The organism is Pseudomonas sp. PS02303 (assembly GCF_029959925.1).
GTDB classification, from domain to species: domain Bacteria; phylum Pseudomonadota; class Gammaproteobacteria; order Pseudomonadales; family Pseudomonadaceae; genus Aquipseudomonas; species Aquipseudomonas mandelii.
This window is the reverse complement of the sequence record NZ_JASCOM010000246.1, coordinates 1-8626: the sequence shown is the minus strand read 5'-3', so window position 1 is coordinate 8626 and position 8626 is coordinate 1. Positions and strand designations below refer to the sequence as shown.

The 8626-nt window shown below is 61.9% G+C and carries 7 protein-coding genes; 2 read left to right on the top strand and 5 right to left on the bottom strand.

The window, feature by feature from the left end:
- Nucleotides 1–89: 89 nt before the first annotated feature.
- The 4 genes from QMX98_RS29065 to QMX98_RS29050 all read right to left on the bottom strand — a co-directional run bounded on the left by QMX98_RS29065 (nucleotide 90) and on the right by QMX98_RS29050 (nucleotide 4857).
- Complete coding sequence (locus QMX98_RS29065) at nucleotides 90–1421, bottom strand: MFS transporter (RefSeq protein ID WP_010462457.1); 1332 nt, start codon at nucleotides 1419–1421, stop codon at nucleotides 90–92.
- 184 nt (nucleotides 1422–1605) lie between these two features.
- On the bottom strand, nucleotides 1606–2532 hold the full coding sequence (locus tag QMX98_RS29060; protein WP_010462459.1) for a hydroxymethylglutaryl-CoA lyase: 927 nt from the start codon (nucleotides 2530–2532) through the stop codon (nucleotides 1606–1608).
- Nucleotides 2529–3722 (bottom strand): CaiB/BaiF CoA-transferase family protein, encoded by a 1194-nt coding sequence (locus tag QMX98_RS29055; RefSeq protein ID WP_282411764.1) that lies wholly within the window; start codon nucleotides 3720–3722, stop codon nucleotides 2529–2531. The genes QMX98_RS29060 and QMX98_RS29055 overlap by 4 nt, the downstream gene beginning before the upstream one ends.
- A 226-nt stretch (nucleotides 3723–3948) precedes the next feature.
- Entirely contained in the window at nucleotides 3949–4857 is a 909-nt protein-coding gene (locus QMX98_RS29050; protein WP_010462462.1) for a LysR substrate-binding domain-containing protein, read from the bottom strand.
- Between the two features lie 159 nt (nucleotides 4858–5016).
- On the opposite strand from QMX98_RS29050, the gene QMX98_RS29045 reads away from it, so the two are divergent.
- Nucleotides 5017–6183: a multidrug effflux MFS transporter gene (locus QMX98_RS29045; protein ID WP_282411763.1), complete on the top strand. Its 1167-nt coding sequence runs from the start codon at nucleotides 5017–5019 to the stop codon at nucleotides 6181–6183.
- Here the strand turns inward: QMX98_RS29045 and yiaY are convergent.
- Nucleotides 6180–7328, bottom strand: a complete 1149-nt coding sequence (gene yiaY / locus QMX98_RS29040; protein ID WP_083374852.1) for an L-threonine dehydrogenase — start codon at nucleotides 7326–7328, stop codon at nucleotides 6180–6182. The genes QMX98_RS29045 and yiaY overlap by 4 nt on opposite strands.
- A 154-nt stretch (nucleotides 7329–7482) precedes the next feature.
- On the opposite strand from yiaY, the gene QMX98_RS29035 reads away from it, so the two are divergent.
- The gene (locus tag QMX98_RS29035; protein ID WP_077749588.1) at nucleotides 7483–8502 is read left to right on the top strand and encodes a DUF4917 family protein; all 1020 of its coding nucleotides are present in this window, start codon (nucleotides 7483–7485) and stop codon (nucleotides 8500–8502) included.
- Nucleotides 8503–8626 lie beyond the last annotated feature (124 nt).

Sequence of the window (8626 nt, the reverse complement as noted above, 5' to 3'; positions counted from 1 at the left end):
GGCTCGCTCCCACAGTTGATTGGCGGCGTGGCACAGATCAATGTGGGAGCGAGCCTGCTCGCGATGGCGGCCTGAACAGCACCGCAGATTCAGAACTTGTCGAGCGTGCGCAGCTTCTGCGGCAACCCCCACAGCAGCAGGGCAACGGCGATCAGCGCGCAGACAGCAATGACGTACAGCGCCGGGGTGGTGCTGCCGGTCAGATCCTTTATCCGACCGACCATGACCGGGCTGACGATGCCGCCGAACTGGCCGAGGGTATTGATCACCGCGATCCCGCCAGCCGCCCCTGCACCGGCACCGGCCAGCAGTTTTGGCGGCAAGGTCCAGAAGCTGGGGATGGAGGCGATGATCCCGGCACCGAGCAAGCCCAGCGCGACGATCAGGAAGGTCGTATGGTTGGCGAAAATCCCCGCACAGATGAACCCAACCGCCCCCATTGCAACCAGTCCAGCGACAAACTTGCGCCGCTCACCGGTCGAGTCGGACAACCGCCCGATCACCACCATACTGATGGCGCCGCAGATGTACGGGATGGCAGTCAGCAAGCCAATCATCACCGGGCTCTCGGTGCCGGCGCTGCGGATCAGTTGCGGGGCCCAGAAATTCAAACCGTAGGACGCCACCTGAATCAGGAAGTAGATCAGCCCCAGTGTCAGGAACCCCGGGATCCGCAGCGCGGCGAGCAGCGAGCCGCCACTCTTGTGCGGTTCATGGTGCGCAATGCGGCTGGCCAGCAGGGTTTTCTCCGCCGGCGTCAGCCAATGGGCGTCTTCGATGCGGTCCTTGAGCAGGGTCAGCACCAGCAAGCCGAGGCCGATGCAGGGCACGCCACCCAGCAGGAACAGCCAGTGCCAGCCGCGCATATCGAGGAAGCCGTCGAGGTGTTGCAGCACCAGCCCGGAGAACGGAGCACCGACCAGACCGGCAAACGCCGACGACAGGAACAGCATCGAGGTGATGCGCCCGCGATAGTGCTGCGGGAACCACAGCGTCAGGTAATACAGCACGCCCGGCGCAAATCCGGCTTCCATCGCGCCGATCACGAAGCGCAGCGCATAGAACTGCCATTCGCTGTTGACGAAGACCATGGCGGCGGTGGCGAGGCCCCAGGACATCATGATCCGGGCGATCCACCGCCGCGCGCCGACCTTGTACAGCATCATGTTGCTCGGCACTTCGAAGATCACGTAACCGACCACGAACAGCCCGGCACCGAGGCCGTAGGCGGTGTCGCTCAGGCTCAGGTCGGTCTGCAGCTGGAACTTGGCAAAGCTGATGTTGATGCGGTCGAAAAAGGCGAACAGGTAGCAGACCATGATCAGCGGCATCAGGCGCCAGGCGACCTTGCTGACCAGGGCTTTTTCTTCGTCGTGATTAACGGACGGGCTCGCGCCCGCCTCCAGTACATTGAGGCTCATGGTGCTTTCTCCAGGCGGACTTCCCATGGGTGTCCGATTGTTTTTGTTGTCTGGTTGGGAGGATCTGTGTGAATGCTTTTACTGTGGGAGCGAGCCTGCTCGCGATGACGGTGTCACCCGACATCGCATGAACTGACCCACCGCTATCGCGAGCAGGCTCACTCCCACAGGGTTTTGTGTTGGGTCAGGAAGGCATTGGGTGCAAATCGCAATTACGCCCCGCTTTGACCAGTTGACCGGGCACTTCGTGGCCCAGCAGCGCCGGCAATCCTCGGGACAACTTCAGTAACAGCGGTAGGTCGATGCCGGTGTGAATGCCGATTTCATCGCACAGGTTGACCAGGTCTTCGGTGCAGATATTGCCCGAGGCTCCCGGCGCGAACGGGCAGCCGCCGAGCCCGCCAAGGGCCGCGTCGAAGCGTCGGGCGCCAGCCTCGTAAGCGGCCAGCACGTTGCACAAACCGAGGCCGCGGGTGTTGTGGAAATGCAGGGTCAGATCCGCCGGCGAAACCCGCTGCAGAACCCGCCGCACCAACCGATCAACCTGTCGTGGATTGGCCATGCCGGTGGTGTCGGCCAGGGTGATGCCCTGGATGCCGAGTTCCTGATAAGCCTCGACGATTTGCAGCACGCGATCCTCATCGATCTTGCCTTCGAACGGGCAGCCGAAGGTGGTGGCGATGCTGCCGTTGAGCCGCACCTGCGCACCACCGACGAATTGCACAATCTCGCCGAACGCCGACAACGAGGCTTCGCAACGCATGCGCATGTTGGCTAGGTTGTGGGTCTGGCTGGCGGACATCACCAGGTTCAGTTCATCAGCGCTACAAGCCAGCGCCCGCTGCGCGCCCTTGAGGTTGGGGATCAACGCAACGTAGATCACCCCCGGTTGCCGGGTGATGCCCTTGAACACCAACTCGCCATCGCGCAGCGCCGCAATGGCCTTGGGCGACACGAATGAACCAGCCTCGATGCGGCTGAAACCGGCCAACGAGAGCTGATCGATCAGGGCAATCTTGTCGACGGTTTCGACCCAGGTCGGCTCGATCTGCAAGCCGTCGCGGGGGGAGACTTCCTGAACGATCAGGGTCTGGGAAAAATCAGTGATCATTGCACCACCCCTTCGGCTTTCAGCCGTTCGATGTCCAGCGCCGTCAGGCCCAGTCCCGCGAGAATACCGTCGGTGTGCTGGCCCAGACTCGGCCCGGACCAGTTCACTCCGCCGGGGGTTTCAGACATTTTCGGCACGATGCCGGGCATCTTCACCGTGGCACCGCCAGGCAAGTCGGCGTTGAGCAGCATGTCCCGCGCCTGATAGTGCGGATCGACGACGATGTCGGCGACGGAATAGATGCGCCCGGCCGGGACTTCGGCGGCCTCCAGCGCCGACAACACTTCATCGATCGGCAGGCTGCTGGTCCAGTGAGTGATTGCCGCATCAAGCACGTTACTTTTCAATGCACGACCGTCGTTATGAGCAAACTCAGGCGCGTCGGCCAAGTCGCGACGACCGACCACTTCCATCAAACGCTTGTAGATCGGGTCACTGTTGCCGGCAATCACCACGTAGGCGCCGTCGGCCGTCAGGTACGTGTTGGACGGCGCGATGCCCGGCAAGGCGCCGCCGCTGCGCTCACGCACATGGCCGAGCATGTCGTATTCCGGCACCAGGCTTTCCATGACGTTGAACACGCTTTCGGCCAGGGATACATCGACCACTTGACCACCACCCTGCCCGGTCTTGACCCGCAGTAACGACATCAAGGCACCGATCACCGCGTGCAACGATGCCAGGGAATCGCCGAGGCTGACGCCGACTCGGGCCGGGGGTGAACCGGGGGTGCCGGTGGTGTAGCGGATCCCGCCCATGGCCTCGCCGATGGCGCCGAAACCCGGACGATCGCGGTAGGGGCCGGACTGGCCGTAACCGGAAATGCGCACCAGGGTCAGGTTGGGGTTGAGGGCGTGCAGCACGTCCCAGCCCAGGCCGAGTTTTTCCAGGGCGCCGGGGCGCAGGTTTTCGATCAGCACGTCGGCGCTGGTCGCCAGCTGCTTGACCAGCTCGATGCCTTCGGCGGATTTCAGATTGAGCGCCAGGGACTTCTTGTTGCGCGATTGCAGGTACCACCACAGCGAGGTGCCTTCGTGCAGCTTGCGCCACTTGCGCAGTGGGTCGCCCTGGCCCATGGCTTCGATCTTGATCACTTCGGCGCCGAACTCGGCGAGCATGCGCGCGGCGAACGGCGCGGCGATCAGCGTGCCGATCTCGATCACTTTGATTGCACTCAAGGGGGCAGTCATCGCGGGGTACCTCTATGTTGTTCTTGGAATATGAGCCAAGGCTAGAGGACCGAGGGGCGATGAATCCAACCGTCAGTTGGCAACGTTCGTTCGCGAAACGCGAACGCCCGGGAGATTGCCGCGACCTCAGGTCAGTCTTCGCGGGCAAGCCTCGCTCCTACAGGTTGTGCGTGATCCCTGTAGGAGGCTTGCCCGCGAGGAGGCCGGCCTAGCCAATCGAGAACCGTCAGACTTGCCCACGCAACTGCTCGAACAATATCCGACTCACCGGCGACAGCGCCGCTTCATCACGCACCACCAAAATAAGCGCCCGATCCGACCAGTCATCCGTCAACGGCACCGCATGCAATCCCAACGCCCGGCCAAACAATTCATAAGCCTTCTGCGGCAGGATCCCAATGCCCATGTTGGCCTGAACCATCCGGCACATCGCATCGAACCCCGGTACATGAATCCGCAACCGCAGCACCTTGCCGGCCTTGCGCGCAGCTGCGTGGGTGCGCATGTTGATCGAACTGGCGGCATGCAGACCGACGTAATCGCTGTCCAGCGTATCGGTGAAAGCCAGGCTGGAACGACTCGCCAACGGATGATCGGGCAGCATCAACACCACCAGTTTGTCCTTTCGATACAGCACGCTGTGCAGGCCTTTGACGTCGCTGTCGCTGGAGCAGATTCCAAGGTCGGCCACGCCATCGAGCACGCCCTGAATCACCCCGCTGCTGGGACGTTCTTCGAGGTCGGTCTTGACCTGGGGATGACGCTCGGAAAAGTCCCGCAGGTCTTCGGGCAAAAACTGAATGATCGCCGACAAATTGGCGAGCATCCGCACATAACCGCGCACCCCGTGGCTGTGCTCGCCCAGTTCGAGGCCCATTTTTTCGACGTTGAACAACATCTGCCGGGCATGGTGCAGCAGGGTTTCACCGGCCGGCGTCAGGGTCATGCCTTTGGCCTGGCGCACAAACAGACTGATGCCCAGCGCTTCCTCCAACTCCATCAGCCGTTTGCTGGCGGCCGACACCGCGATGGCTTCGCGGCTCGCGGCACGGGTCAGGGTGCCTTCTTCGTGGACGGCGACAAACAGCTGGAGGGTGATCAGGTCGAGGCGGCGGATCAGGCTTTTTTGCAGCATGGAGGGCTCGATGACTTCAGTTCGGCTGAGTCGGCAGGATAGCCCGGTTTTGGCCCACACCATCACATGGCATCGCCCTGCTGAAAAAGTCGCGCCACTTGATGTAGCTTTACGCACCCACGTCGGGGACGTCGGTTTCTGAAACCCAAGGAAGACTCCATGAAGAGCAGCACCACCCTCCTCGTCACCTGCAGCACGGTGTTTCTCGCCCAACTGGGCATGAGCATTTACCTGCCGGCGTTGCCGGACATTGCCCGGGGTCTGTCAGCCGACGCCTCGCAGGTGTCCTGGGGGTTGGCCGTGTACCTGATCGGCATGGCGCTGCCGATGTTGTTCTGGGGCAGTCTGGGGCAGCGCATTGGCCGAAAGCCGGTGTTGCTCGCCGCACTCGGTATCTACGGGCTGGGTAACCTTGCCCTGCCCTTGAGCCAGTCGCTTGAAACGTTCCTGTTCTGGCGTCTGGTCCAGGGGATGGGTGCCAGCGGGATTTCGGTCATGGCGCGGGTATTGATCCGCGACAGTTTCCGCGGTGACCTGCTGGCCAAGGCGCTGTCCTGGATCTCGATTTCGTTTGTAGTGGCGCTGGGGATCGGCCAGTACCTGGGGTCGATCATTCAGGTGGTGCTGGGCTGGCCGGCGATTTTCTATCTGTTGGGTGGCGCGAGTCTGTTGATGGCGATGGCGGTGGCGCGGGTCACGTTCCCGCTGCTGAACGAGGAGCCTGTTCAGTCGTCCGCCTGGCCGAGTTACTGGCGCATTTTGCGTGATCGCGCCTTCCTGCTGCCGGCACTCGCCGGCGGCCTCGGTTATGGGGTGATCATTGCGTTCAACACCGCAGCGCCGCTGATTCTGCAAGGCCCCTTCAACTGGTCGGCCGTAGAATACGGGCTGTTGGGCTGGCCGATCAGCGCGGCGTATTTCCTGGGGGCTTTGGGGGTCAATGCCTTTGTGCTTCGCACCGGTCAACGCTGGCTGATGACGGCGGGCGTGGGCCTGGTATTGGGCGGTAGCGCGGTGATGTTGCTGGGGAGCATCGCGGGCACTTCCATTGCGCTGCTGCTCTGGTTGCCATACTGCTTTGCCGTGTTCGGGCAGTCTTTGAACTACCCGATCAGCCTGTCCCTGGCCAACGACGGCTCGCCGGTCGGCGGGGCTTATGCGATGGCGTTGAGTGGTTTCATCCACCAGCTGATGGCCGCCATCATCGGCGCGATTGCCAGTCTGATCGCAAGCCAGCAAGCATGGCCACTGTCCCTGTTTTGCACCTTGCTGGCCTTGGGCGCGATGGTGTGCGTGAGGCTCGCGCCCGGCCGGCAAACCGACTAGAACGCGCTGCGGAAAATCTCCTCGATCTGGCGCTGATCCGCCGCCCGTGGATTAGTCAGGCCGCACGCGTCTTTCAGCGCGTTGGTCGCGAGCGTAGGGATGTCGTTGAGCTTGGCGCCGAGTTCACGCAAACCGGCGGGAATCTCAATGTCGCTGGACAGGCTGCGGATCGCCGTGATGGCCGCTTGAGCGCCCTCTTCCGGGCTTAAGCCACGGATATCGGCGCCCATCGCGTGGGCCACATCGGTCAGGCGCGGGGCGCAGACCTGCGCATTGAAACTCTGCACGTGGGGCAGCAGCACCGCGTTGCATACGCCATGCGGCAAGTCATAGAACCCGCCCAACTGGTGAGCCATGGCGTGGACAAATCCCAGGGAGGCGTTGTTGAACGCCATGCCGGCGAGAAACTGTGCGTAAGCCATGTTTTCCCGTGCCGCCATGTCGCTGCCATTGCGCACGGCCAGACGCAGGTTGCTGCTGATCAAGGTGATGGCTTTCAGTGCGCAGGCATCGGTAATCGGATTGGCGGCGGTGGACACGTAGGCTTCGATGGCGTGAGTCAGCGCGTCCATGCCCGTGGCGGCGGTCAGGCTCTTGGGCATGGCGACCATCAGCGCCGGGTCGTTGACCGACAGCAACGGCGTGACGTTGCGGTCGACGATGGCCATTTTCACGTGGCGCGATTCGTCGGTGATGATGCAAAAACGGGTCATTTCGCTGGCCGTGCCGGCGGTGGTGTTGATCGCGATCAGCGGCAATTGCGGTTGGGTCGATCGGTCGACGCCTTCGTAGTCGCGGATCTCCCCGCCGTTGGTCGCGCACAACGCGATGCCCTTGGCGCAGTCATGGGGCGAACCGCCGCCGAGCGACACCACAAAATCACAGCGACTTTCCTTGAGCAGGCCCAGGCCGCGCTCGACGTTGGCCATGCTCGGATTCGGTTTGGCGCCGTCGAAGATCACCGAGTCGATGTCCTGCATTGCCAGTTTTTCAGCAATCATCTTCGCCACACCGGCCTTGGCCAGCCCGGCGTCGGTGACGATCAGCGCCTTGCGAAAGCCGTATTTGCCAATGGCAACCATGGCTTCGTCCAGGCAGTCATTGCCCATGATGTTAACGGCGGGAATGAAAAACGTGCTGCTCATGAGCGATTCTCCTGGCTAAGCCGATCGGTAGTGCCGATCCGGCGGGTGCGCACAGGATCGACGCTTCGGGCAGGCAGTAACTTGATCTGGCTCAAGTCCCGGTCGTGATAAAGTCGCCGCCCATCAGACCTTTTGCTTTGAGACTTTGACCGCAATGACCGATTTCCAGGATGTTGATGCCCAACTTGAAGACTGGAACGCCTTGCGCGCCACCGCCTCGTTCAGCGGTTTGCTGGTCGGCAACGGCGCCAGCCGTGCGGTGTGGGACGACTTCGGCTACGACTCGTTGTTCGAAAATGCCCGCACCGTCGAAGAAAAACCCCTGAGCCAGTCCGAGCTGAGCGTGTTCGACGCCATGCAGACCCGCAGTTTCGAACAGGTGCTGAGCGCGCTGAAAATCACCAGTCGGGTCAACAAGGCCCTGGCCGTCAGCTCCGCTGCGCCGCGCAATCGTTACTACGCGATCAAGGAAGCGCTGATCAACACAGTCCACGCGGTGCACATCCCGTGGCGGCTTGTGGTGCCCTCGACCCTGGCGACGATCAGTCAGGAACTGGGCCGCTATCGAACGGTGTTCACCACCAATTACGACTTGCTCAACTACTGGGCGATCCAGCATCAGCCGGATGCCATCACCGATCTGTTCCAGGGCGCCGAACCGGGTTTTGATTTGAGCGCCACGGCGACCGATAAAACCCGTTTGTTGTACCTGCACGGTGGCCTGCACCTGGTGCGCAATCAGGACGGCACGGCGCGCAAGCTGATGTCGACGGAGGGCACATTGCTGGGCAGTTTCGCCATCAACAACACCATCAAGACGCTGGACGATGTGCCGCTGTTCGTCAACGAAGGGCCGGCGCAGGACAAGCTCAAGACCATTCGCAGCTCGGATTATCTGTCGTTTTGCTATGACCAGTTGCTGAGCCATGGTGAGGGGTTATGCCTGTTCGGGCATGCCTTGGGCGAGCAGGACAGCCACATCATCCATGCGTTGCGCCAGGCGAAACCCAAGGTAGTGGCAATCTCGATTTACCCGCGCAGCAAGGCGTTTATCCAGCATCAGAAGCGGCATTACACGAAGGTGTTTGAGGGAACGGGGTCAGAACTGCGGTTTTTTGATTCGAAGACCCATGCGCTCGGCAGCCCGAAGCTCACAGTTCCCGTCGAGGTCTGAAGCGAACACCGAACCTGTGGCGAGGGAGCTTGCTCCCGCTGGGCTGCGAAGCGGCCCCTGCATTCTTTCAGAGAAAACGCATTGTCAGGTTTTACGACTGCTTCGCAGCCGAGCGGGAGCAAGC